This window comes from Methanoculleus sp. UBA374, assembly GCA_002508705.1.
Taxonomy (GTDB): domain Archaea; phylum Halobacteriota; class Methanomicrobia; order Methanomicrobiales; family Methanoculleaceae; genus Methanoculleus; species Methanoculleus palmolei.
Genome location: DAYL01000018.1, coordinates 1 through 23,163, shown reverse-complemented (window position 1 = coordinate 23,163; position 23,163 = coordinate 1). Strand labels below are relative to the sequence as shown.

The 23,163-nt window shown below is 62.0% G+C and carries 27 protein-coding genes; 14 read left to right on the top strand and 13 right to left on the bottom strand.

What is annotated here, in order from left to right; genetic code table 11:
* Genes BRA42_RS04835 through BRA42_RS04795 form a run of 9 tightly spaced genes read left to right on the top strand, consistent with a single transcriptional unit; the run spans window position 1 to window position 6,078 of the window.
* A complete protein-coding gene (locus BRA42_RS04835) occupies window positions 1–1,575 on the top strand; it encodes a tRNA uridine(34) 5-carboxymethylaminomethyl modification radical SAM/GNAT enzyme Elp3 (RefSeq protein WP_292408927.1) in 1,575 nt (524 codons plus the stop codon).
* Entirely contained in the window at window positions 1,572–2,687 is a 1,116-nt protein-coding gene (locus tag BRA42_RS04830) for a DNA primase small subunit PriS (RefSeq protein WP_292408930.1), read from the top strand. Before BRA42_RS04835 ends, BRA42_RS04830 begins: the two co-directional genes overlap by 4 nt.
* A gap of 3 nt (window positions 2,688–2,690) precedes the next feature.
* Window positions 2,691–3,356 carry a hypothetical protein gene (locus BRA42_RS04825; RefSeq protein WP_292408931.1) on the top strand — a complete coding sequence of 222 codons (666 nt, stop codon included), beginning with the start codon at window positions 2,691–2,693 and terminating at the stop codon, window positions 3,354–3,356.
* 37 nt (window positions 3,357–3,393) lie between these two features.
* A complete protein-coding gene (locus tag BRA42_RS04820; RefSeq protein WP_292408932.1) occupies window positions 3,394–3,672 on the top strand; it encodes a 50S ribosomal protein L44e in 279 nt (92 codons plus the stop codon).
* A 7-nt stretch (window positions 3,673–3,679) separates the two neighbouring features.
* A complete protein-coding gene (locus tag BRA42_RS04815; protein ID WP_292408934.1) occupies window positions 3,680–3,868 on the top strand; it encodes a 30S ribosomal protein S27e in 189 nt (62 codons plus the stop codon).
* A 7-nt stretch (window positions 3,869–3,875) separates the two neighbouring features.
* A complete protein-coding gene (locus tag BRA42_RS04810) occupies window positions 3,876–4,655 on the top strand; it encodes a translation initiation factor IF-2 subunit alpha (protein ID WP_292408936.1) in 780 nt (259 codons plus the stop codon).
* Between the two features lie 6 nt (window positions 4,656–4,661).
* Window positions 4,662–4,829, top strand: coding sequence for an RNA-protein complex protein Nop10 (locus BRA42_RS04805; RefSeq protein ID WP_292408937.1), 168 nt, complete (start codon window positions 4,662–4,664; stop codon window positions 4,827–4,829).
* Window positions 4,811–5,557 carry a proteasome assembly chaperone family protein gene (locus BRA42_RS04800; RefSeq protein ID WP_292408939.1) on the top strand — a complete coding sequence of 249 codons (747 nt, stop codon included), beginning with the start codon at window positions 4,811–4,813 and terminating at the stop codon, window positions 5,555–5,557. Before BRA42_RS04805 ends, BRA42_RS04800 begins: the two co-directional genes overlap by 19 nt.
* A 53-nt stretch (window positions 5,558–5,610) precedes the next feature.
* Window positions 5,611–6,078 (top strand): RDD family protein, encoded by a 468-nt coding sequence (locus BRA42_RS04795; protein ID WP_292408941.1) that lies wholly within the window; start codon window positions 5,611–5,613, stop codon window positions 6,076–6,078.
* 357 nt (window positions 6,079–6,435) lie between these two features.
* Here BRA42_RS04795 and BRA42_RS04790 read toward each other — a convergent pair whose 3' ends face one another.
* Window positions 6,436–6,855 carry an ArsR family transcriptional regulator gene (locus tag BRA42_RS04790; RefSeq protein WP_292408944.1) on the bottom strand — a complete coding sequence of 140 codons (420 nt, stop codon included), beginning with the start codon at window positions 6,853–6,855 and terminating at the stop codon, window positions 6,436–6,438.
* Window positions 6,856–6,992: 137 nt separating this feature from the next.
* On the opposite strand from BRA42_RS04790, the gene groES reads away from it, so the two are divergent.
* Both groES and groL read left to right on the top strand, forming a co-directional pair.
* Complete coding sequence (gene groES, locus BRA42_RS04785) at window positions 6,993–7,265, top strand: co-chaperone GroES (RefSeq protein ID WP_292408946.1); 273 nt, start codon at window positions 6,993–6,995, stop codon at window positions 7,263–7,265.
* 5 nt (window positions 7,266–7,270) lie between these two features.
* On the top strand, window positions 7,271–8,884 hold the full coding sequence (gene groL, locus BRA42_RS04780) for a chaperonin GroEL (RefSeq protein ID WP_292408948.1): 1,614 nt from the start codon (window positions 7,271–7,273) through the stop codon (window positions 8,882–8,884).
* A gap of 86 nt (window positions 8,885–8,970) precedes the next feature.
* Here the strand turns inward: groL and BRA42_RS04775 are convergent, their stop codons facing one another.
* Together BRA42_RS04775 and BRA42_RS04770 are read right to left on the bottom strand one after the other, a co-directional pair.
* Window positions 8,971–9,405 carry a rhodanese-like domain-containing protein gene (locus BRA42_RS04775; RefSeq protein ID WP_342770349.1) on the bottom strand — a complete coding sequence of 145 codons (435 nt, stop codon included), beginning with the start codon at window positions 9,403–9,405 and terminating at the stop codon, window positions 8,971–8,973.
* A 75-nt stretch (window positions 9,406–9,480) separates the two neighbouring features.
* Window positions 9,481–10,200 (bottom strand): ATP-binding cassette domain-containing protein, encoded by a 720-nt coding sequence (locus BRA42_RS04770; RefSeq protein WP_292408952.1) that lies wholly within the window; start codon window positions 10,198–10,200, stop codon window positions 9,481–9,483.
* A 441-nt stretch (window positions 10,201–10,641) separates the two neighbouring features.
* Here BRA42_RS04770 and BRA42_RS04765 point away from each other — a divergent pair, with 441 nt between their 5' ends.
* A complete protein-coding gene (locus BRA42_RS04765) occupies window positions 10,642–11,346 on the top strand; it encodes a DUF1614 domain-containing protein (protein WP_342770348.1) in 705 nt (234 codons plus the stop codon).
* Window positions 11,347–11,358: 12 nt separating this feature from the next.
* Here the strand turns inward: BRA42_RS04765 and asnB are convergent, their stop codons facing one another.
* The 10 genes from asnB to BRA42_RS04715 are packed head-to-tail and all read right to left on the bottom strand — an operon-like array spanning window position 11,359 to window position 21,341.
* Window positions 11,359–13,167 carry an asparagine synthase (glutamine-hydrolyzing) gene (gene asnB, locus BRA42_RS04760; RefSeq protein ID WP_342770347.1) on the bottom strand — a complete coding sequence of 603 codons (1,809 nt, stop codon included), beginning with the start codon at window positions 13,165–13,167 and terminating at the stop codon, window positions 11,359–11,361.
* Between the two features lie 7 nt (window positions 13,168–13,174).
* The gene (locus BRA42_RS04755; protein ID WP_292408958.1) at window positions 13,175–13,621 is read right to left on the bottom strand and encodes a carboxymuconolactone decarboxylase family protein; all 447 of its coding nucleotides are present in this window, start codon (window positions 13,619–13,621) and stop codon (window positions 13,175–13,177) included.
* Window positions 13,622–13,623: 2 nt separating this feature from the next.
* Window positions 13,624–14,565: a methanogenesis marker 7 protein gene (locus tag BRA42_RS04750; RefSeq protein ID WP_292408960.1), complete on the bottom strand. Its 942-nt coding sequence runs from the start codon at window positions 14,563–14,565 to the stop codon at window positions 13,624–13,626.
* A complete protein-coding gene (locus tag BRA42_RS04745; RefSeq protein ID WP_342770346.1) occupies window positions 14,562–15,146 on the bottom strand; it encodes a methanogenesis marker 17 protein in 585 nt (194 codons plus the stop codon). The genes BRA42_RS04750 and BRA42_RS04745 overlap by 4 nt, the downstream gene beginning before the upstream one ends.
* A complete protein-coding gene (locus BRA42_RS04740; RefSeq protein WP_292408964.1) occupies window positions 15,147–16,385 on the bottom strand; it encodes a methanogenesis marker 15 protein in 1,239 nt (412 codons plus the stop codon). It abuts the gene before it with no gap.
* Window positions 16,382–16,837 (bottom strand): methanogenesis marker 5 protein, encoded by a 456-nt coding sequence (locus BRA42_RS04735; RefSeq protein WP_342770345.1) that lies wholly within the window; start codon window positions 16,835–16,837, stop codon window positions 16,382–16,384. Before BRA42_RS04735 ends, BRA42_RS04740 begins: the two co-directional genes overlap by 4 nt.
* Before the next feature lie 5 nt (window positions 16,838–16,842).
* Complete coding sequence (locus BRA42_RS04730; protein WP_292408966.1) at window positions 16,843–17,304, bottom strand: methanogenesis marker 6 protein; 462 nt, start codon at window positions 17,302–17,304, stop codon at window positions 16,843–16,845.
* The gene (mmp3, locus tag BRA42_RS04725; protein WP_342770344.1) at window positions 17,304–18,833 is read right to left on the bottom strand and encodes a methyl-coenzyme M reductase-associated protein Mmp3; all 1,530 of its coding nucleotides are present in this window, start codon (window positions 18,831–18,833) and stop codon (window positions 17,304–17,306) included. The genes BRA42_RS04730 and mmp3 overlap by 1 nt, the downstream gene beginning before the upstream one ends.
* 10 nt (window positions 18,834–18,843) lie before the next feature.
* The gene (gene atwA / locus BRA42_RS04720; RefSeq protein ID WP_342770343.1) at window positions 18,844–20,454 is read right to left on the bottom strand and encodes a methyl coenzyme M reductase system, component A2; all 1,611 of its coding nucleotides are present in this window, start codon (window positions 20,452–20,454) and stop codon (window positions 18,844–18,846) included.
* Between the two features lie 44 nt (window positions 20,455–20,498).
* On the bottom strand, window positions 20,499–21,341 hold the full coding sequence (locus BRA42_RS04715; RefSeq protein WP_292408972.1) for an HAD family hydrolase: 843 nt from the start codon (window positions 21,339–21,341) through the stop codon (window positions 20,499–20,501).
* Between the two features lie 49 nt (window positions 21,342–21,390).
* Between BRA42_RS04715 and BRA42_RS04710 the strand changes: the two genes are divergently transcribed.
* Entirely contained in the window at window positions 21,391–22,320 is a 930-nt protein-coding gene (locus BRA42_RS04710) for a ribose 1,5-bisphosphate isomerase (protein ID WP_342770342.1), read from the top strand.
* Window positions 22,321–22,772: 452 nt separating this feature from the next.
* Window positions 22,773–23,069, top strand: a complete 297-nt coding sequence (locus BRA42_RS04705) for a hypothetical protein (RefSeq protein WP_292408976.1) — start codon at window positions 22,773–22,775, stop codon at window positions 23,067–23,069.
* Window positions 23,070–23,163: the final 94 nt, after the last annotated feature.

Here is a 23,163-nt window from a genome sequence, read left to right as displayed (position 1 = left end):
ATGAGCGATACCGAACCCCTCCGGGAGATGATCTCCCGCATCCTTTCTACCGCATCCGGCCCCGCCGACGTTCAGCGGATCAAACTTGAGGTCTGCCGGGAATCCGGCGCCGATATGCCCAAAAACTCGGCTATTCTCGCCGCCGCTACGCCGGAAGAGCACGAGCGGCTCCGGCCGCTTCTCCTCGTCAAACCCACGCGGACGCTCTCGGGGGTGGCGCCCGTTGCGGTGATGACCTCGCCGCACCCCTGCCCCCACGGGAAGTGCCTCCCCTGTCCCGGCGGACCGGAGCATCCCTTCAAGTCTCCCCAGAGTTATACGGGCGAAGAACCCGCGGCGCTCCGGGCGCGGGAACACGCGTTCGACCCCTACGACCAGGTGCAGGCCCGCCTCGAACAGTTCGAGGCGCTCGGGCACCACGTCGACAAAGCGGAGTTGATCGTTATGGGCGGGACGATGACCGCCCGACCGGTCGAGTACCAGGAGTGGTTTGTCGGCGCTGCCGTGCAGGCGATGAACGACTACCCCCGGCACGGGACTCCCCCGGCAAAGCCCGACCTTGATGCGGTTTTTGCTGCAAATGAGCGGGCGGAAGTCCGGTGCGTCGCCGCCACCTTCGAGACACGGCCCGACTGGTGCCGGGAAGAGCATATCGACCGGATGCTCGCGATGGGCGTGACCAAGGTAGAACTCGGCGTCCAGCACCTGGACGACCGTATCCTCGACTACAACCGGCGGGGTCACACGGTCGCAGACTCGGTCGCGGCAAACTGCCTCCTGCGCGACGCCGGGCTGAAGGTTGGGTTTCACGTTATGCCGAACCTCCCCGGGGCAAGCATGGCGGACGACCGGAGGATGTTTGAGGAACTCTTCGCCGACCCGCGGTTCCGGCCGGACTTCCTGAAGATCTACCCGACCCTGGTGACGCCGGCTTCGGAGATCGAGCGCCTCTGGAAAGAGGGCGGATACCGCCCGTATACCGAGGAGGAACTGGTCGATCTCGTTGCCTATGCAAAGTCCCTTCTCCCGGAGTACGTCCGCCTCCAGCGGGTCCAGCGGGACATACCGGCGAAACTGATCGTCGCGGGCTCCAGGCACAGCAACTTCCGGCAGCTTGCGGAGGCGCGGCTCCATGCGCAGGGCCTTCACTGCCGGTGCATCCGGTGCCGCGAGGTCGGCAGGACGGCGGCACCTGAGGCGGCGGCGATCTCGACCACGGTCTACCCGGCCTGCGGCGGCGAGGAGCGTTTCATCCAGGCGGGCTCGGAGGACGCCCTTATCGGGTTCGCCCGGCTCCGGTTCCCGCACCGGCCCTTCCGCGAGGAACTCGACGACGCTGCGCTCCTGCGCGAGCTCCACGTCTACGGGAGCGTGGTCCCCCTCAGCGCCCCGGCAGCGCCCGACGAGTGGCAGCACCGCAGTTTCGGCCTCCGGCTTCTCTCCGCGGCCGAGGAGGAGGCCCGCGATCACGGTTACGGACGGCTCGCGGTGATGAGCGGTGTCGGGGTGCGTCCTTACTACAGGAAACAGGGATATGAACAAGTTGGCCCATACATGATCAAGACGTTCCTATGAGGCCCGCGACGCTCGAGTTTGTGAAACAGAGGTTTGCCGAGTATTATCAGAGGCAGAGCCTCATCGTTCCGTCCTCCCTTGAGCAGCGGGAATGGGGTTTCGTCTTTTTCGACGCGTCGGCCGAGGTCCGGATGCGGCGGCATATGGCGTTTATGGACCCGCAGGAACTCAACGCCTACGTGAGAAACCTGATTCCCGCCCATGTCTACTACTCGACGGCCTACTACCAGACGCCGTCGGCGCCGACGATGAACGACAAGCACTGGGCCGGCGCCGACCTTATCTTCGACCTCGACGCGGACCAGATCGTCCGCGGCCCCTACCCGGCGATGCTTGCGCGGGTCAAGGAAGAGACCGAGAAGCTGGTCGGGATGCTGATAGACGAGCTCGGCTTTTCCCGGAACCAGATCCGGGTTGCCTTCTCCGGAGGGCGCGGCTACCATATCCACGTCACGGATATCGCCGTCCGGGGATGGGGGAGTCCGGAACGGCGTGAGGTCGTCGATTACATCTGCGGCATCGGGCTTGACCCGGCCGTGATGCTTGCCCCGGGAGGGGCCCGGACCGGGTGGCGTCGGCGTTATGCCGATGCCCTCCGGTCTCACCTCTCCTGGCTTGCGGGGCTTGAACCCCACGAGGCGAAGGACTACCTCGCGGGGCTTCCCGGCGTCAGCAAACGGGCGGCCGTGGAGTTTCTCGCGGACCTTGAGGTCCTCTCCGGGAAGGACCCCGCCGACCTCCGGCAGAACCGTGTCGTCCAGGCAATCTGGGCTGCACCCGACTTCGAGAACCGGGTCCGGGACAGAGGGGCACGTGCGGACGAACCGGTCACGACCGATATCAAGCGGCTGATCCGGACGCCGGGATCGCTGCACGGCGGCAGCGGTATGCGGGTGGTGCCGCTCGACATCCGGGACCTCGCGGATTTCGACCCGCTCGTAGACGCGGTGGCCTTCGGCGACCGGGAGGTGCGGGTGGAGATGAAGGCAAACTTCACCACGTCCCTGCTCGGGAACACCTACACGTTGAAAACCGGAACCGTCAGCGTCCCCGAGGCGCTTGCGGTCTTCCTCTGCTGCCGGAACATGGCGGAGATAACCGGGGGTGCGTGAGGCATGGTCGTCGACACCCTTGAGAAACTGCGCCAGATGCTGCTTGACATGCACCATTCGGGAAGGCTCTCGGAGATCGAGCCCGGTCTCTATGAAGACGCCTGGGCATACATCGAGAAACGCAAGAGGGATTTCCGGGACCTGAAAAACCCTCTGGAGAGTCGGGCGGGGGGCCTGATCATCGAGGAGATCGGCAGCGTCACCGAGACCGTGCAGGAGATCTTCTCGGTCCGGACACGCCAGATCCTCGATCTTGCGTATCAGCAGATTGAGGGGCAGTACTTCGATAAAGAAGAGGCACGGAAGATGCTTCCGGCAGAACGGGTGATGTACGGGCAGATCATCGATTCCATCGAGGCCTGCCGGAGCGCGCTCGTCCACGGGGGGGAGTCTGCCTTCGACGGCAGCGGTGCGGTCTCCGCTCCCCGAATCGATGAGACCGGCGATGCCTCAGCGACATCTGCTCCGGCGGCACCGGCAGCCGCCGCTCCCCGCCCCGTCCCGTTCCCCCATGCGCTTGTGCATATCCGCTCCGACATGGAGCCGTTCATGGGGGTGGACGGCAGGACCTACGTACTGAAACAGGGGGATATCGTCACCCTGCCGGAAAACAATGCGGACGTGCTCTGTGAGCACGACATAGCCTTAAATATTAGGCTTAACAAGTAATATAGGTACTCGAGTCTATTGAATAGAGGTTACTATCATGAAAATGCCGTCCAAATTCAAGACGTACTGCCCATTTTGCAGGACTCATCAGATTCACGAAGTCGTGAAGGTGAAGAAGGGCAAAGTGCGTCACTTCAACTGGATTGACCGCCAGAAGGGGCGCAGGAGCACGGTTGGCAACATGGGCAAGTTCAACAAAGTGCCCGGCGGCGACAAGCCGACGAAGAGGATCAACGTGCGGTACCGGTGCACGGTCTGTGGAAAGGCGCACCTCCGACCGGGATTCCGGATTGGTAAATTCGAGCTTACGGAGTGAGGTAGTTATGGTCCGGCTGAACAGGGAAAACAGGAGCACATTCCTCCGGGTGAAGTGCCCCGACTGCGAGAACGAACAGGTTGTCTTCGAGAGAGCGAGCACCGTCGTGGAGTGCAACGTCTGCGGACGTGTCCTTGCAGAACCCCACGGTGGGAAAGCAGATATAAAGGCTGAGATACTGGCAGTACTTGAGTGATTATTCCATGCATGAGAGAGAGTGGCCCGACGAAGGAGAACTCGTCGTCTGCACGGTCGCGGACGTTAAAGACTTTGCAGCGTTCGTGACCCTGGATGAGTATGACGGGCATAGAGGGCTCATACCGATATCCGAGATTGCACGGGGCTGGATAAAGTACATCCGGGACTACGTACGAGAAGGACAGAAAGTCGTCTGCAAAGTCCTGAATGTGGACCCCGACCGCGGCCACATCGACCTCTCGTTGAAAGACGTAAACGAACACCAGCGGCGCGAGAAGATTCACGAGTGGAAGAACGAGCAGAAGGCTACGAAGTGGGTCGGGTTCGCTTCCGAAGCAGCGGGGGTGGACCGGGCGATCATCGAGGAGGCCGTATACCGTGAATACGGCCAGCTGTACCCGGCCTTTGAGGATATCGTCACCACCGGCGGCGAGGCGACGGATAAGCTGAAACTCGATGAACCGGTCAAGGAAGCGCTCATCTCCATCGCGCACGAGAACGTGAAAGTCCCGAAGGTGACCATTACGGGACATCTTATTCTGACGTCGTCGCGGCCCGACGGCGTCAACGTGATCCGCAGGGCGCTCCGGAGTGCGCAGCCGAGAGTCGACGATGTGGAGATCGACCTGATCTACATCGGGGCCCCAAAATACCGGATAAAAGTGACCGCACCCGATTATAAGGCAGCCGAAAAGGCAATCGAGAAGGCGGCGAGCGCCGCCGTCGGCGTCGTCGAGCGGGCGGGGGGATCGGGCAAATTTATCCGGAAGCAGAAAACCGGATAAGACCGTATGAGCAATCGTATTCGCCGCTGTCCAGACGATCTAAGGTATACGCTCTCTGTGATCTGCCCGGTCTGCGGCAGGCCGACACGGCCGGCCCATCCGGCCCGTTTTTCTCCGGAAGATAGATACGGCAGGTACAGGAGAGTGGTACGCGGATGGAACCCGTCACAGTGAGTTTTTCAAGAGACGACAACCTCGACGCCCCGGTCCTGATCGAGGGCCTGCCCGGTATCGGGCACGTCGGGAAACTTGTTGCCGACCACCTGATCGATGAACTTGAAGGCGAAATGATAGCGGAGATCTCTTCGCTCCATTTTCCTCCGCAGGTGGTCGTCGACGAACAGGGTGTCACCCACCTGGTCAACAACAAGGTCTACCGCTCCGAGAAGAACGGGAAGGCGGTCCTCTTTCTCGTAGGGGATTTTCAGAGCAGTTCGGCCCCGGGGCACTATATCCTGACCGAGCGATACCTGGACATTGCGGAAAGCCTCGGTGTCCGGCGGATTTATGCGCTCGGGGGCTACGGGGTCGGCCACCTGGTCGAGAACCCGAGGGTGCTCTCCGCAGTCAATATGGAGCGTCTCCGCCCGGAGGTAGAGGCGGCCGGCGGTTCGTTCGAGAACGCCGGGAGCGAGGGAGTGATCGTGGGGGCCTCGGGCCTCCTGCTCGGTCTCGGCGAGGTGAGGGGTATCGAGGGAATCTGCCTGATGGGCGAGACGAGCGGTTACATCGCCGACCCGAAGAGCGCCGACAACCTTCTCTCCGTCCTCTCCCGCCTGCTCGGGATCGAGGTCGACCATACCTCGCTGCAGCAACGCGCCGGTGAGATGGAGCAACTCATAGCACGTGTCCGGGAAGCCGAAGAGGCCAAAGGCCGCGAAGAACTGAGTTATATCGGATAGTCCGCTTTTTTCCGGGAATACTTAAGACCCGCGGAGAACCGCAGAAGAGTGATATGGTCACCCTCTACCTTGCCGGGTGGGAAACTCGGTTCTGGGCCTGGCTCATCGATATCGTCCTGATCGGGCTTCCGGTCCTGGCTATTTCAGATCGGCTTTCACCCGCCTGGCAGGTCACGATCGGACCCGGGCTCTTCTCTTTCAGCCTCTTCTCGGTCGTGCTCTTCCTCTACTGGACGCTGCTTGAGGGATACCGGGGCCAGTCCATCGGCAAGATGGCGCTCAAGATCCGGGCCGTCGGCCGTGCAGGAGAGGATATCGGCTTTGCGACCGCTGCAGTCGAGAGTTTCGGGAAGGCATTTCTCATCATCCTCGACTGCCTGATAGGATGGCTTACCATGCCTGGCAAGAAAATGGGCCGAGGATTCCCGCGACTTGAGTCGTGGGAGGAATCGGCCCTTCGCATATCACGATACACTTTCACCCCGCACGGCTATTCTTTATGCCGGGGGAAGTCCAACTGATATCTGTTGCGCTCTGGAAGGCACGAAGCAGGAGCCTCTCCTGCGGATCACGGCTATACACCTGCGCAAACGACACCACAGTGCAGCGACATTGCTGCCAGGGCCGCCGTCAACCGGCCTATTGCGGTCCGCTCCCCCGACACCGGGGAGAGGTGGAATCGCGAAGCCCCTAAAGAGCGTGCTCCCATCTCTAGGAGCATGCCCCCCACTGAAGTGGGGGTAGTTGACAGCAGAGGCTCTTTAACAGGATCTCCGGCACGGTCGTGATCGAGACCCGGGAGAGAGAAGAGCCGGAAGGCGTCACCTACGTGAAGCACGAAGAGTAGGAGCACCGGCGTTTCAAACGGGTCGTAAGACTCAGTCGTCGATACCGAGCGACCGGTCGATCTCTACAGCCGCGATCTCGAGGTCGTCGAGGACTCGGAGAGCGTCTTTGCGCAGTTCCTGGACCATCGACTGGAGACTGTTTCCCCGGAGGTAGATCAGCCTCTTGTGACGATATACGACACCGGCCTCGACCAGGTTTCTGATGTGGTGGTTGATGCGGGCGCTGGAGACCTCCAGGTCCTGCGAGATCCGTTCCACAGGTACGCCGCTTCCGGAGATCTGGTACACAAGAAGCGCGATAAGGATCCGCTGGGCGACCTGGTCGACGTCCCGTCCTTCCCCGATACCAAGGCTGCTGAAGAACCATTCAAGGTTCTCGGGCTCGGGCCCGATTTTACCTCTTGGTCTCTCAATCTGCCTGAACACAATCTGCCTTGCTGCTGGAGCCATTGATTGCTCAGGAGTATGTACTCGATACAATATAAACGTGTGCAAAATGTCGATATCGTATCTACAAAATCAATAAGTTTTAAATATTTTTGCACCCAAGGATATGAGTGCAAACAATCTCTGGAGGAGATAGACTCATGGAGATTACCCCAATAGGAGAACGGGTTCTGATAAAACCCGTAAAAAAAGAAGAAGTAACGAAGAGTGGAATTTACATCCCGGAATCCGCGCAGGAGAAGAAAAAGGAAGGATACGTTGTTGCGGTAGGACAGCGCGACGACGGAACGACGCTCCCCTTGAAACAGGGAGACCATGTTTTGTACGGAGGCTACAGCGCGGATACGGTCGAGGTCGACTCGGAGACGTACGTGTTTGTCCCGTTTAAGGACATTCTGGCAAAGATGGAGTGAGGGATATGGTATCATCAAAACAGTTGATGTTTGACGAAGATGCACGCAGATCGCTCCTTGCCGGTGTCAATAAGGTTGCCGACACCGTCAAGATCACGCTCGGCCCCAGGGGCAGGTACGTCGTGATCGACAAACCGACAAGCCCCATCGTGACGAACGACGGCGTGACGATCGCGAAAGAGATCTCGCTTCATGACAAGTTCGAGAACATCGGGGCGAAACTCGTCAAGGAGGTTGCCCAGAAGACCCAGGACAAGACCGGCGACGGAACGACAACGGCAACGCTTCTCGCCCAGGCCATCCTCACCGAGGGCCTGAAGAACATCTCCTCCGGAGCAAACCCGATCGAGATCAGGCGGGGGATCGATGCCGCGGTTACGGCGACGGTGGAGTATATCCGGTCGACGAGCGCTCCGGTGAGAGACAGGGACAAGGTTCTTCAGGTCGCCACGATCTCCGCGAACAACGACGAAGAGATCGGGAAACTCATCGCCGACGCGATGGATAAGGTCGGATACGGGGGCCTGATCACGGTCGAGGATTCAAAGAGCCTTGAAACCGGCCTCGATGTGGTAAAAGGGATGCAGTTCAAACGGGGGTACATCTCGCCCTACATGGTCACGGACCCCGAGAAGATGGTCTGCGAGTACGAAGACCCCTACATCCTGCTCACCGACCGGAAGATCTCGTCGCTCAAGCAGATGGTCCCGATCCTGGAGACGGCCGCGGGGGAAGGCAGACCGCTTCTGATCGTCGCCGAAGATGTTGACGGAGAGGCTCAGGCGGCTCTTATCTTGAACATCATCCGGGGCTCTCTCAAAGCCTGTGCGGTCAAAGCACCCGGATTCGGCGACGAACGCAAGGCAATCCTCGAAGACATCGCAGTCCTCACGGGCGCGACGGTGGTCTCTGAGGATCGGGGAATGAAACTGGAGAACGTAACCCGGCAGGTCTTCGGCACGGCCCACACCGTCAAGGTAGACGGGGAAAAGACGCTGATTGTCGGCGGCAAAGGCGACCGCAAGGCTCTGGAAGACCGCATGCGCCTGATTGAGTCGCAGATCAACATAACGGACTCGGAGTTGAAGAAGGACGACCTGCGAAAGAGGCTTGGAAACCTCGGAGGGGGCGTGGCGGTCATCAAGGTGGGTGCGGTGACCGAGACCGAGTTGAAAGAGAAGAAGATGCGGATCGACGATGCCCTGAACGCCACCAAGGCGGCGGTCGAGGAGGGCGTGGTTGCCGGGGGCGGCGTCACCCTGTTCCGGTCAATCGGTGCCCTTGACAAACTGCAGTTCGAGGACGACCGAAAGATCGGGGTTTCCATAGTCCGACGGTCGCTCGAAGAGCCCGTTCGTCAGATAGCAAAGAACGCCGGCGTCGAAGGCGCAGAAGTCATCGCCACCATAAAAGGGAGCGACGACGACGCGTTCGGCTACAATGCAAAGACCGGCAGTTACGAGAACCTGGCGGAGCACGGCGTCATCGACCCCGCAAAGGTGGTCCGACTCGGGCTCCAGAACGCGGCGTCCATTGCGGGCCTGATCCTCTCTACGGAGGTCGCCATCACCGACTTCGACGAGGAAAAGGACCAGAAGACCGCGGCCATCATCATCTGAGGGGAAACTGCCGCCGGGGGCCTTCCGCCCTCCCGGGGTTCACCACCCCCTTTTCGTTTCCTTCACGTAAAACGCCTTTCCGGGTTTCAGTCTTTCGTCACCGGAAGCCCGGCGGCCTTCCAGGCGTTCAAGCCGCCTTTGATATCGTAAACTTCGCAAAACCCGGCTTCTCCCATCAATTTGCGGACGCCGGCGCTCCGGCCGCCCCGCTGACAGCAGAGGACATATGTTCCGTTCGCATCCAGGCTCTCAAGGCTCTCTGAAAAGTGCGCCGAGTCGATGTTGATCGCGCCCGGGATATGCCCGCCGGCATACTCTTCCGGTCTCCGGACGTCGATGACGACGAACATCGGGTCCCCTCCCCTTTCTTCGATCAGGGCGGATGCCTCTCCCGGGGGTATGGTCCGGCTGACCCGGTCTCCCGAAGCGGGGCCGCCGCCAAGACACCCACCGATCAGCACGGCCGCGAGAGTGCTCCCGGCGAGGAGAAGGAACGCAAGTGAAGGACGAATGTCAAGCATATATCCCTCTTACAACGGGATTAAATATATGTTGATCCGTTCGGTTTTCCGTTCGCCGACGCGGGGCCCGGACGCTCAGGCGGTATCGTTGAATTTCAGATGTGCTTCGGTGACAGCCATCATCGCACGAAAGGTGGCCGGCGTATCCAGGGCCACGACCTCTTCGCCGTCCACCACTGCAGCCCGGTTGCAGATCGCCTCCGCTTCGTCGAGGTCGTGGGTCGTGAAGATGATCGTCACCCTCCGCTCACGGTTCAGACACCGGAGCAGGCCCCAGATCTCCCGGCGACCGGACTCATCCAGCTCCTTCGTCGGCTCGGCGAGGAAGAGGACGCCCGGGTGCACAAGAAAAGCCCGGGCGATCTCGAGACGCCGCATGATAGCCGGGGGATAGGTTTCAACCGCCGCGTCAGCATACTCCGGAAGTCCGAAGAGTCCGATGACCTCGGAGATTCGTCTCTCCCGGACTTCATCGTCCAGGCCGTGCAGCCGTGCACCAAACTCCAGGTTCTCCCTGCCGGTCGTCACGGGGTCGAGGACCGATTCCTGGAGGACGATGCCCATACTCCGCCGCACGTCTCCGAGGTTCCCGAGGATTGCAAGCGACGAATGTTCGGCAAACCCGGAGACCGGGAAGAGCACCGTCATAAGGACGGCAATCAGGGTCCTCCGGCCCTGATCGCCGGTGCAGAGGATACCGATGATCTCTCCCTTCTTTACATTGAAGGGGATCGGACCCCGTGCCTGAAGCCGTTCCAGACGCCGGATCAGGTCCTCAACGGTAAAGGTGTCCATGTCCATCCACACCGATACGACCGGTCAGAAAGAACGGTGTCATCTTCAGTCACTCATCGCCCCGACGTATGCGACCGGGATCGAGGGGCGGTCGCTCGTCTTTGAGATATACCGCGGATATGTGCTATCCGGCGTCCATTATCCAATCCGAGGAAGGAATTATTATGTTATCATTATCTCTGATTATCCCTATATGAAAATATCTATTTGAAAAGGAAGATAAAATAAGCCATTTAAGATTTCCATTTTTTTAAAATCGCTGCTTTTCTCGTAAAACTACGAAAAAGCATCCGTACCCAACCGAAACGGCAGCGTCGGGAGGAGCGGATGGGAGCCGTTATCCGTTCCCGGACCCGCGGCTGAAGCGGCAGACCTGTCCCAAAGACCGCAAAAGAGACAGTGAAACTATTTATGGTGGAGACATCCGTATACCTGAACCCCATGGAGACCGAGGTATCCACGATTGCAATCCTGCCGGTTCCCTTCAGCCCGGAGCAGATCATCATCGTCTTAGCCGTCCTCATACCGGCTCTGGTCATATTCAACCTGCTCCTCATCACCGAGGGGATCTTTGAATCGATCGGGCTCCGGTTCTCCCAGGCGTTGCTCGCGACCGCGGGGGCGCTGCTCGGCAGCCTGATCGATATCCCGCTGCTCCCTGCCGGAGGGGCGCTCATCGCGGTCAACGTGGGCGGCGCCGTAATCCCGTTCATCGTGACCGCCGGGATGATCGCACGGGGCCAGGTCTCGCGTTCCAAGACCTTCATAGCCGTCATCGCGGTAGCGCTCGTCACCTACGCCTTCGCAACGCCGGTCCCCGGTCTCGGGATCACCATGCCGCTCTACATTGCGCCCCTCGCGGGCGCCGCAGCAGGACTCCTCCTCGCCCGCGGCTGCCACGCCGCACCCGGACTCGCCTATGCTGGCGGGACCATGGGCACCCTGCTCGGCGCCGACATCCTCAACCTCGCGAATCCGGACGTGCTTGCGGCGCTCGCCGGGGGCCGGGCGACCGTTCTCTCCATCGGCGGTGCGGGGATATTCGACGGCATCTTCATCACCGGCGTGCTCTCGGTCCTGCTCGCGGCGTATGCGGGAAGACACCTGCGCGAGAAGGGAGGGATCTGCCCGCAGGAGGAAGAGTGACGCTTCACCCGCCTACGTGTCGAATTGCCGGAGCCACATCTCCGCGCAGGCTATCCGCCAGAACTCGGTGGAGTAGGCACTTCTTCCGTCAAGGAATTCCCGGTAATTCCGGAGCACCCGCTCTGCATCCCAGTAGGGGCGCCGGGAGAACGCAGGCGTTGAGAAGAGCGCGAGGATCTTCGGCGCAAGTTCCCCCTTCATCCAGACCTCTTCGGGGGTGACGAACCCCATCTTGTCCATCCTGCACCGGACGGCGTCCGGGACCAGCCCCCGGATCGCCCGCCGCAGGACATACTTCGTGACGCCGCGGCGGATCTTCTGGTCGAGCGGGAGCGACGCGAGATACTCCACGACCCGGTAATCGAGGAACGGGACCCGGGCCTCGATCGAGAAAGCCATGGAGTTCCGGTCCTCCCAGTGCAGCAGGAGGGGAAGGTTCGATGCGGTGATCTCCCGTTTCAGCACCTCATCAAGCGATCCTGCATACCGGAGGACCTCCGGCGCGGACCCCCGGAGGAGCTCCCGCCGTTCCGACCGGACCCGCGACTGGCGGACCGCCCATGAAAAAAAGGACCGGTGGCGCCTCGCGCTTCCGACACCCTCCCGGAGCGCCGCGAGGGTGTGCCCCTGCCGGAGGAGGCCCCGGATGTAAGGCGCCTGGTAGGCGATGTAGCCACCGAGCTGCTCGTCGGCCCCCTGCCCGTCGAGGACCACCTTCACCTCATCCCGGGCAAGCCGCATCACGCAGTACTGAGCGTATATCGAGAGCGACGCAAACGGCTCGTCCTGCAGGTAAAGGAGCCGTTCAATGTCCTCCCAGAGCCCCTCCGTCGCGGGCGTCGTCCGGCGGCTCGCGACCCCCGTCGCCGCAACCACCGTATCGATATGCCTGCTCTCGTCGAACCGTTCGTCGTCGAAACAGACCGAGAACGTCTTCTGCCGGTCGCCGACGCTCCCCGGGTTTTCCGCACGCAGAAGGGCGTTGATCAGGGCGGTTATCGTCGAGGAGTCGATGCCGCCCGAAAGGCAGGTCCCTACCGGGACGTCGCTCCTGAGCCGGAGCCGGACGGCATCGGCCAGGAGGTCCCGGAGCCCTCGGGCGGTTTCATCGTCTCCGACGTCTCCCCCGGGGGCGTCGTTCACCGCGAAATCCCAGTAACGCTCCGGGACCCCGCTTCCCTCCCCGGAGACGACGAACGAGTGCGCCGGCGGGAGCTGGAGAACGCCGTCGTACATCGTCTCGGGGGTATGGTCCGCAACCCCCCAGGCGAGGAACGTCGAGAGCGTCCGGTCGTTCGGCTTCCCGCCGGCTGCAGGATGGACACGGAGCGCCTTGATCTCCGAGGCGAAGAGAAACGATCCCCCGACGAGGGTGTAGTAGAACGGCTTGACGCCCAGGCGGTCCCGGGCGCAGAAGAGTTCGCGGCGCCGCGCGTCCCAGAGGGCGAACGCCCACATCCCGTTGAACCGGGATAGACAGTCCCTCCCCCACTCCTCGTAGGCGTGCAGGATCACCTCCGTATCGGTTGCGGAGGAGAACCGATGGCCGGCGGCGGAGAGTTCCTCCCGGAGTTCGAGGTAGTTATAGATCTCGCCGTTGAAGACGATCCAGAGCGACCCGTCCTCGTTTGCCATCGGCTGCCGACCTTCGTCGGAGAGGTCGAGGATTGCAAGACGGCGGTGAGCGAGGCCGACCGGACCGGAGAAGAAACTCCCCTCGCCGTCGGGACCGCGGTGGAAGAGCCGCTCTGCCATGGCCCGGACAAGGTCCGGGTCCGCTTCTCCCCCGTTCAGGGCAAACTGCCCGGCAATGCCGCACATGCTCCGACTACTTATCCGGGCGGGTCTTACCAAGGCCCGTCCCGTTGATATCGCACGACGGGCAGGGACCGGAACCGTCCACCACACGGTAGGCGTCCGCAAGGACCGCGGAGTTCGCGAGCATCCCCGCGATCAGGATCACCTCGAGGATCTCCGCCCGGGTTGCGCCCTTCGCCATCGCCGACTGCATGTGATACTCGACGCAGTGGCGGCACTTGAGCGCTGCGCCCACCGCAAGGCTTATGAGCTCGATCACCTTCGGTTCGAGCTGGCTGGTCTCGGCCACGGCACCCTTGTAGAGCAGGTGCGAGATGAGGATCTCTGGTCGTTCCGCCATCCGCTCAAAGATCAGGGGAACCCTGCCGTATTCCGCCTCGATCTCCCGGAGGAGTTCCTCCGCAACCACGTCCGACCCCTGTTCCGCAACCCTCGTGAGCATCTTCTCGAAGTCCATCTCTACACCAGTACCCCGGTCTCGGAGAAGGGTTTAATCCGGATCAATATGTAATTGCGCATCCGCGACGGCGTGACGTCGGCGATATCTCCGACGGTGACACCCTCAACGACCTCAAGCGACCGTACGGCCGGGGCATACGGGTCGTAGGGGAGTTTCACCCGGAGCCCCTCCATCTGGACGGTCACGGGCGTCGGGTGCGTCAGCATACTGACCTCATGGATCCGGTCCTCAATGATCGCCATCAGACGGGGAGGGAAGACGGAGAGCGGGTCTTTGGCGAGGTCGTCACGCCGGGCGTCCAGGGTGCGGGAGACCTCGTCCACCAGCTCATCGAGTTTCGCGAGTTCCTCGGGGCGTTTGAACCGGTGCATGATCCTCCCGATGCCGCCGACGTAGCCCTCGGCGGGCGGGTCGACGATCCGCATCAGGGTCTCGCGGTCCGGGGCGCCGGTCACCACGATCGGCACGCGGACTCCGCGCCGGAGCACCGGGAACTTCTGCCGGATACACTCCTCGAAGTTGCCGAGGGCGTAGACGGCGAGATCGTGCTCGTTGATGATGTCCCGCTCCTCGTCGTTGAGGTTTGCAATCCGCTTGCCGAACCCCCGCGCAAGCCCGACCATGTTGGTCTTCGCACCGGCCCGCCGGAGGTACTCGGCGATGTCGCAGGCGGTGTGCGGGAGGTGATGGATCTCCAGGCTCGGACTGACCACGGCGATCTCGGTCCCGACGAGGGGCGCTTCGGTCACCTCGCCCGCAAGCGGCTTTGCAACCTCCCGTATCAGGCCGATGTCGTCCCGCGGCACGAACGACTGAAGCACGACGTCCTGGGCCATAATGTGCTTCTGCACGATGTAGCCCCCGAGGTCGTCGATCAGGTCCGCAATCTCGTCGTGCCGGTAGACGCCTCCCTTGTAGGTCACCGGCACCAGCGTCGTCATAACGTCTCCCCCATCTTTGCAAAGATCGGCGCGACAACCGTTTCTACGATGTCTCCCGGCAGAGTATCCTCGCTTGCCACGTAGTAAAACTTACCGTTCTTGATATACTGGCGGCGGACCTTGAACCCCTCGGGAGCGATGTACTGAAGCGCGTAGATGACGTCTTTATACAGCGTCTCGCTCGGGTCGGCCACCACCAGTCTCTCAAGTTCCTCTTCTCCGACCACGCCGGCCGGGAGGACGACCGTAAACCGGTCCGGCTGATCGACGTTCTCTTTTCCAAAGCGGGCCCAGAGTTTCCGGAGCAGCGGCGCAAGGTAAGTCTCGTCGCCGATGTCGAGAACGATCTCCGCGTCGCCGGGATTGATGTTTGCAAAGTCGCTGACGCGGATCTCACGCGGCATATGGCGGAGCAGCCCTGCAGCGACGAAGATCGGCACCTTCGGGTCGACGTAGATGTGCAGCCGGTCGATCACCTTGATGAGGTCGAGGTCCTGGAGCACGTCCGACGCGATCCGTTCGTAGACTTCTCTCCCGACGGCATCGGGAGATTCGACGACGAAGTAGGTCAACGGGGGCATCTACTCCCCCTGGACAAACCCGGACGCAAGCAGGGCGGACCCGACCGCGCCGATATACTGGGAATAGGGCGGGACGATGATCTCGGTCTGCAGGAGCTGGCCCATCGCGTAGACCAGCCCCTCGATCAGCGAGGTGCCGCCCACCATGATCACCGGCTCCTTGATATCGATCTCCTGCAGCTGCTGCTCAAAGACCTGCTCCGCAACGCTGTGGCAGGCCGCAGCCGCCACGTCCTCGGGCGAACTCCCTGCCGCAAGCGCGTTCACCAGGCTCTGCGTCCCGAAGACGATGCAGTAACTGTTCATCGGGACGTTCTTTCCGATGCCTTTCATGGCGAGGGGCCCGAGTTCGGTGATGTCCACGCCGAGGCGCTTCGCGGTCATCTCCAGGAACCGGCCGCTCGCACCGGCGCAGATCCCGCCCATGGTGAACGTCCCGGGGATACCGTCGATCACGCTGATGGCTTTGTTGTCCATGCCGCCGATGTCGATGACGGTCGAGGCTCCCCGCTGGTGGCCGGCGAGGTAGACGGCGCCCTTCGAGTTCACCGTCAGTTCTTCCTGGATCAGGTCGGCCTTGAGGTGCTTTCCGACCAGGAACCGCCCGTATCCGGTGGTCCCGATCGCCTGGACATCCTCCCGTGCGATGCCCGCCATCTCAAGCGCCTGGGCGATGGTGCCTTCGGCGCTCTTGAGCACCTCGGTCGTCGGGAGCCAGCCGGTGCCGACGATCCTGTTGTCCTTCATCACGACCGCCTTTGTCGTGCTCGACCCCGAATCGACGCCCATGGTGATCCCGGTCTGCTCCTCGCGGGCAAGGAGGGCCCTCCGTCTGGCGATGGTGGTCAGGGCCTCCATCCTCGTGAGAAGGGTCCCTGCGGTCGTCCGCTCGGTGAAGGAGTAACTCACCACCGGCAGCCGCGAGTGTTCGGGGATGTACCGCCGGAGTTCGTTTCTCACGATAGCCGCCTCGGCGCACCGGAAGCAGGTGCCGATGAAGACCCCGTCCGCATCGACTTTTCCCTCCACCAGAGCCAGGCCCCGGGCGATCATGAGTTTTAAGTCGGCACTTTTGACGTCCAGCCCGAACGCATCGACCGCTCGCTCGACGTCGGCGAGGGCGATATCGGGGAAGAAGACTTCGGCGCCCACCGCTTCGGCGGCCGCATAGATCTCCTTCTGGACGCCGCTGTACTCGGCGCCGCAGGAGAGCTGGGCGATCCTTACTTTTCGGGTCATGCCTTGCCCTCCTCTTTCGGGAGACCGGCAAGGAACTTCTTGATGGCGGCGACGAACTGCACGCCTTCCTCCTCGTCCGTGGGATACTTCAGTTCCAGGATCGGGATGCCGCTCTGGCGCAGGGAGAAGAGGATCAACTCGTCGGTGCGGGCGCACCCCATGCACCCGAACGCGAAGTCCGCGTCGGTAACGATGATCGCAGCCTCGGCCTCTTCAATGAGAGGCCCGTAGATCGCCATCCGCCCCCGAACACCTGACGGCACCTCAACCGCCGCATACTTCAGGCCGCGCTTGGGCTCTTCGGGCGTGATCTGCAGGGGCGGGGAGTCGATCCCGGCGGTTTGTATCCGTTCCCGGATACCGAGGGCTGCACCGAGCGGTTTATGTCCGAACCGGGCCACCAGGTCGGAGAGGATGAGGCTCGTTGCAGGATAGATAAACACCTTTGCCATTCTGTTCAGGGCTCCTCTGTCTCTATCAGTTCTTGTAATCGCTTAATATCCAGTGTGGGTTTCTTCTTCTCGCGTGCGGGCGGTGCCGCCGGCTCCTCCGCCCCCCGCCGGTCGAGTTCCTCAAGGCCGTGGGTGATATAGCGGAGAATCCGGAACTCCCGCTCATGGCCGAGATAGCCCGGCCGCGCTCCGCCGAGGTTCGCCCGGCACCGTCTCGGGTCGCCGGGCGGGAACCCCCGGTCCTTGACAAAGATGTGATTGGGATCGAACCCGCGGATCGTGTCGATGAGGCGGTCGACCGCCTCCGGTTCGCCCGTCACCTGCAGTCCGAAACACGTCTCCTTGATCAGGACGCCCTCGGAGACCTCGTACGCCCGGAGCGCGAGCTCGCCGGGGGTCATGGTCGGGGATTCGACGAAGACGTATTTCGTCACCGTACCTACGTACGCGGGTATATACTCGGCCATCACTCCACCTCCCTTACATATACCGTCGCTCCTTCGCGCATCCCGGCAAGGTTCCCCGCATCAAGCACCTTCCCGATGACGTTCGTCCCCGTGAGCGGCTCGGCAGTCGGGCCGAACTCGGCGTTCGGCGTCATACGGATGCCGACCATGCCGACGCCCCGCCGGGAGTCGTTCGTCATCGCAAGGGTGAGGGCCGGCACCTCGCCCGTGGGAGTGTTCTCCGGGATGATCGCGACGCCCTTGCCGATCTTCGGCTTGAAGAGGAAGACGTCTTCGAAGATGAAGACGAGCGGCATCTTTCCGACGGCGTGATGTTTGAGCCCGGTCACCTCGCGGAAGATCGTGACCGACCGGGGGGCGGCCGCCCCGTCGAGGGTGATGCTGATGACGTGGTCGGCGGGCTTTGTTGCGACCCGGACCGCCCCCCCGGCGAGAACCTCGAGGGTTGTTTCGGGGGTCTGGCCGACCACCACGCGGTCGCCTTCGGTCGAGTCTGCGGTGAGGGCGATACCCCGCCGGGCGGCGGCATCCCCGGCCTCCTCAAGCGAAAGACCGACCAGATCGAACTGTTCCGGATCGGCCCGGAGGGCAAGAAGGTCTCCCTTACCGGCAAACCGGGCGAGTTCGATGCCGTGGACCACCCGACCGACGACGGTGTGCACCGGACTTGCCGATACGCCCTGCGTGTAGATGTAGATGGCTCCCGAAGATTTTCCGGCGGTCCGGATCGTAACGGTCCCTTCAAGTCTCGGTCCGGAGAACTCCTCCGGGACCTTCGTCGGGACCAGGTGCGTGTCGGCGATGTGGGTGCTGCTCGAACGGTCCACCGGGAAGTTGCCCTTCTTCACGGAGAGGAGGAAGTGCTCGACGCTCCGGGCGGTCCGGGTATCGATCCCGTCTTTTCCGAACCCCTGCACCTCCGCTTCCACGTAGGAGACGACCTGCATTCCGTCTTCGAGCGGGAACGCCGCATCGCGGGTGACGATCGCGTGCGACCGGTCCGCACGCCTGAGCACCCGCTCGACCCCGGTGACCCGGTCGCCTTCGCCGATACGGTCGAGCAGCCCCCGGCCGGTAACGACCCTGCCGATGACCCCGCCGTTCGCCGGAGCGCCGTAGTCGGCGGTATGGCTCATGCGCGAGAAGATCAGGTATGACCGGGCGGGGTCGTAACCGCCGCACCCGAGGATCACGTCGCCCCGCTCGTATCGGCCAGGCTCCCGTGCGGGCCGCACGTCCGATGCAAAAGGCCCGAAGGCTGCGGCGTGCCGGTCCTGCCAGTGCAGGCGCAGTTGTTCGGCAAGCCCGGACACGAAGATCCGGGAGACCACGGCAGGGTCCGCCACCTCGACGACCATATCCCCGGCCGTGGTGACGAACCGGACCTCCTGCACCTCCGCGCTGCCCTCCTCGGCGATCATCGGGCGGATGACCGCAACGCTGCACCGCACGTCCCGCCCGGGGAGGAGGTCCCCGAGCCGGGACCCAGACGGCATCTCTACAGCCTTCCCGTCCAGGTCGATCTTCATCGTCGGCACCTCAGGGAGCAGGTGCTCCCATCACCCGTCGCTCATCCTCGGTGAGGTGAGCGAGCACCTCCTCCGTCGGGCCCATCTTGATGATCTTGCCCCCCCGCATGAGCACCACCCGGTCGCAGATATCCCGGACGAACTCCATGTCGTGCGATACCACAATAAACGTCTCGTCCATCTCCGCGCGGGCGTGAAGAATCGAGTGTTTTACGTCGATCTTCGTGATGGGGTCCATCGTGCCGGTCGGTTCGTCGAGGACGACGAGCAGGGGTTCGCGGATGAGGACCTGGGCGAGGGCCACCCGGTGCTTCTCGCCCTCGGAGAGTTGACCGGGGTAGCGGTCCAGGATCTCGCGGCTCTTCTCGGGGGCAAACCCGGCCATGCCGAGGGTGATGATCGCCTTCCTCATCGCGAGTTCTTTGGGGAATTCCAGGCCTATGGCGTCGGTGAGGTTGTCGAGCACCGTCCTGTGCGGGTAGAGGTCGTACTCCTGGTGGAGGAGGCCGATGTAGCCCTTCGCCCGGCCCCGGTGCTCGATCCCGGGTTTGGTCATGTCGATCCAGTCGTCCCCGATCCGGATGTTCATCTCGCCGCTCGTGGGCTCAAGGACCCCCGCTATGATCCGGGAGAGGGTCGTCTTACCCGCACCGCTCTTGCCGATGATCCCGAAGATCTCCTGTTCGGAGACATCGAAGGAGACACCGTTGACCGCCCTGACCACGCCCCGGTCGACCGAGAGGTAACGCTTGACCACGTCCCGGGCGACCAGGATCTTCTCGCCGACCACTCCCGCCTCGTGCTGTTCGACGTCGCTGTAGTTCTCCATGAACCGGTTGATTACGGCCTCCGGGGCTCCGATCTCTTTGATCTCCCCGTTTTCAAGGAGGATCGCACGGTCCGCGACGTCCTCGATGACGCTTGAGAAGTGCGACGTGACCACCATCGCCATATCGTTTTTCTTCACGCTCTCGATGAGCATCCGGTGAACGAGCGTGGCGGTCTCCGGGTCGAGCGTCCCGGTCGGTTCGTCCGCAAAGAGCATGAACGGGTTCTTGGCGAGCTGACGGGCGAGCACCACCCGCTGCTTCTCGCCGCCCGAGAGGTCCCGGGCAATGTGCATCATTCGGTGGGAGAGCCGGACCTGGTCGATGAGGTCAGCCGCCCTGCTGACCGCTTTCTCCGCCGGATAGCCGATATCGTCGAGCGCCCGGAGGACGTTCTCGATCACCCGGTCATCGCCGTAGAGGGCGAACGTCCGCTGGAACATGATGGCGGTCCGCCGCATGATCCGCCGTTTCATCGCCGCGTTCTCCTCCGCCCAGAGGTTGACGTCCGCCGGTTTGAGTTCGCCGCCGCAGACGGGACACGGCTTCCCCTTCTCGCCAGGGACGCCGATGTAGTCGCACGCACTGCAGGCGACGATGTGATAGACGACCGCACCCCGTGTCGGGGGCTGGTCCACACCCCGCATAAGGTGCATAAGAACGGTCTTTCCGGCCCCGCTTCTCCCGATAATACCGACAGTCTCTCCCTCTGCCACCTCAAAATTGATATTGTTGAGTACAACGGTCCCGTTGAACTCCATACAGAGATCCTTCACCGTAATGAGTGGGGTCATCTCAAGCTCCTCGTTAAAGTCTTCTCGTGGTATCATATTAGGGTTTATATTGTTGCACTTTTTCCGGTCGTCGTGGTGTCCGCGAGAAGTTCCGCCACGATACCGGGCACCTCGCTGACGTTACGGATGACCCGGTCGGCGGTGGCGTACAGGATGTCGGGTTTCCGGTCGGACTGCTGCTCGGTGAGCACCGCAAGATCCGCTTTCCGGAAGGCGTTCAGGTCGTTGATGGCATCCCCGACCATAACAACCTTATCATACTGCTCTTTGAGGTCTTCGATGATCCGGGCTTTCATCGAGGGCGTGGCGATACCGTAGACCCGTTCCCGGGGGATGCCGAGGTAGTCGCCCATCCGTTCGAGTTTGGTGATGCGGTCCCCCGATGCGATGTATGCGGGGACGCCCATCCGGTGCAGTTCGCTGATGGCCTCCTTCGCGCCGTCAAACGGTCTTCCGCCGGTGGTCACCGTGAACTCGATCCCGGGGAGGTCCATGTTCAGGATCACGCCGCTGTTCATGGTGACGATTGATTCTCTCTTGCAGCAGGCCCAGACCCGCCGGATGCAGACCTGCAGGTCGCCGATCCTGGCGTGTTTGTCGGTGTAGAGGATCTCTGCGACCGCCTCTGCAGGGATGACCCGCCGGGAACAGGCTACCCCGAACCCGATCGACCGATCGAGGAAGAACGCCGAGAGCAATTGGTCTTCCGGCGCCTCGATGACGTCCCGGGAGTGGAGGTGGAGGACGACAAGCACCCTTGCCTCGGCCCCGAAGGTGATGGTGGTGGTCTCGACCTCGGTCAGCATCTCATCGTGGAGGAGATCGCGCGCCACCCGGTAGGTGCGCAGAAGTGTGCCCGCACTATCGAAAACAACGGCTACCGACATGTGTGTTCACGTCAATAAATCTATGTAGTGGTCGTCTGAATGAATGACTATGTTACTGAGTGAGACGGCAGCAAGCATAAAGAATATGGAGATCCGGGGCGCCGGGCGGATCGCCCGGGCGGCGGTGGAGGCACTGGCGGATTATGCCGGGAGTCTCGATACATCCGACCCCGATACCTTCAGAATGGAGATGCGGAAGGCGGCGGATATCCTCACCGGGACCCGGCCGACCGCCGTCTCGCTCCCGAACGCGGTACGATACGTGATGCGGGCCCTGGACTCGTTTGAATCCGTGGAAGCCGCGCGGGACGAGGTTCTCCGCCGGGCGGCGGAGTTCGTCGACCACTCGGAGCATGCAATCGAGCAGATAGCGGCAATCGGGGCGCGCCACATCTCCGACGGCGACGTCCTCATGACTCACTGCAACTCCGAGGCGGCGCTCGGGTGCATCCTCGAGGCGCACCGGCAGGGCAAGGATATCGAGGTCTACGCGACGGAGGTGCGGCCGCGGGGGCAGGGGCTCATCACCATCAGGACCCTGAACGATGCCGGAATCCGCACAAACTATATCGTCGATTCGGCGGTCCGCTACTTCATCAACGATGTCGACCTCGTCATCGTCGGCGCCGACGCCATTGCGGTGAACGGGGCGGTGGTGAACAAGATCGGGACCGCCCAGATCGCCCACTCCGCAAACGAGACGCGGACGAATGTCATCGTGGCGGCGGAGACCTACAAGTTTGCGCCCCGGACGATCCTCGGGGAGCTGATCGAGATCGAGGAGCGGGACCCCTCCGAGGTGCTGCCCCGCGAGGAGGCGGAGAAACTCCCCTTCGTCCGGGTCCGGAACCCGGCCTTCGACGTGACCCCTGCGGAGTATATCGACCTGATCGTCACGGAGCAGGGGGCGATCCCGCCGGAACTCGCGTATACGGTCATCAAGGATTACCTGGGCTGGAAGATCGAGGACCTGCGGTAAATACGGTGTTTTGACGAGGAGCCGCTCAGTGCAGAGGAGATCCGGGGGGTCATTACCGCGATGGCCCGCTGTAACATGAAAATATCCCACGATCCATCGCGTTGCGGATAGGCGAGCGATTAGCATCACTCGCCGAGGATGCCGACCCGAAGAAGACTGGAGGGACCGGACAATCCTTTGTTCTACTCGCTCAGGACCGGGGATTACCGGGCGTTTTTTCGATCATAGAGGGTCTCCTGGCGATCCATATCGTCGGGGGCCGGACCCGGGTTTATCGGGAGGTCGCGGCCGAGGCATCGCGACAGGGTGGTCCTCCGGCCAGGAGTCAAATGAAAAATCTCTCCGGCGGAGATTAAATTCATCTATCTAAACGTCGCCATATCCAATAGAGCCCGATGAGCATGCTGCGTCTCGCCCCTATCTGCCCAAGCCCATATTGTGATAATGTCAGGATGACCCGTGCCTTCATTCACGATATAGATGAAGATAATCTCCCGGGCGAGATCCCAATCGGATGGTGGTGTCCGCAATGCGGCTGGCTCGTGAATGATATTACCGAGGAGAAAATTATCGCAATCCACGACACTCTTATCGCGTTGCACGATCGGCCCGAAGACAGGGGGTGGGAAGGGCTGAAGGACCCGGGCTGTGTCGGGACCTGGGTCAGTCTCTGGAATGACTACTGGGTATGCCAGGAGAATATCTACAGGAAAGCTGCCTGGTTCCTTGAAATAATGAAGTCATCCTAAAAGTTTCCAGCGGCTGACGATTCCTATAGTTCAGAGCATTCTGTCGCCTCCTCGCGAAAAATTGAGTGTTTTCTGGCGTCAAACCTCTGATACG